Source organism: Companilactobacillus halodurans (genome assembly GCF_009600985.1).
Lineage (GTDB): Bacteria > Bacillota > Bacilli > Lactobacillales > Lactobacillaceae > Companilactobacillus > Companilactobacillus halodurans.
This window is the reverse complement of the sequence record NZ_VDFP01000292.1, coordinates 1-1,025: the sequence shown is the minus strand read 5'-3', so window position 1 is coordinate 1,025 and position 1,025 is coordinate 1. Positions and strand designations below refer to the sequence as shown.

General features: G+C 39.5%; 1 protein-coding gene. It reads left to right on the top strand.

All coding sequences use genetic code 11. From position 1 onward, the window contains the following. The coding region (locus tag FHL06_RS14255) for an NAD(P)/FAD-dependent oxidoreductase (protein WP_153387327.1) at positions 1 to 1,025 on the top strand (1,025 nt) is incomplete at both ends.

Here is a 1,025-nt window from a genome sequence, read left to right as displayed (position 1 = left end):
ATCAATACTGATAAAAAGGTTATTACTGTTGTTGATACTAAGGATAACAACAATCAAGAATATCCTTATGATAAATTGATTTTAAGTTCTGGTGTAACTCCTAAGTCTCTTCCTATTCCAGGAAATAATCTCAAAAATGTCTTTTTAATGCGTGGTTTAGATTGGGCAACTCAAATCAAGGCCAAATTAGAGGATTCAAGCGTTAAGAATATTACTGTGGTTGGTGCTGGTTACATCGGTATTGAGGCTGCTGAAGCCAGTGTCAAAGCTGGTAAGAACGTAACATTGCTTGACGTGATCGATCGTCCTTTGGGAACATATCTTGATAAAGAAATGACTGATATCCTTGAAAAACATCTTGAAGATAAGGATGTAAAAGTTGTTACTGGCGCTCACATTCAGGAATATGTTGGTAGTGATGCCGTAACTGGCGTTAAAACTGATCAAGTTACATATCCTAGTGACCTAGTCATTCAAGCTGCTGGTGTTAAACCTAATACTGATTGGCTCAAAGGCACAATCGATTTAGATGATCGTGGCTGGATCAAGACAAATGAATATCTTCAAACTAACCAAAAGGACATCTATGCTATCGGTGACGCTACATTAGCTTACTCAATTCCGGCTGACAATCATGTTCCAATTGCGTTGGCAACCGTAGCTCGTCGTGAAGCTAGATATGTTGTAAAACACTTATTTGAAAAGAAACCTGCTCTACCATTTGGTGGCGTTGTAGGTTCTTCAGCACTGAGCGTCTTTGATTATCATTTCACTGAAAGTGGTTTGAACAGTTTTACCGCTCGACGTTCTAATGTAGAAATCAAGAGTTCCTTCTACCAAGGAAGTCTCAGACCAGCTTACGTTCCTGCTGGAAAAGACAATCCTACCGTCTCAGTACAGTTATTCTTCAATCCTATTTCACACGTACTTCTTGGCGGTGCCGTGCTTTCAACATATGACATCACAGCCCAAGGCAACGTTTTGGCTCTAGCAATTCAACATAAATTAACCGTTGAAGATCTAGC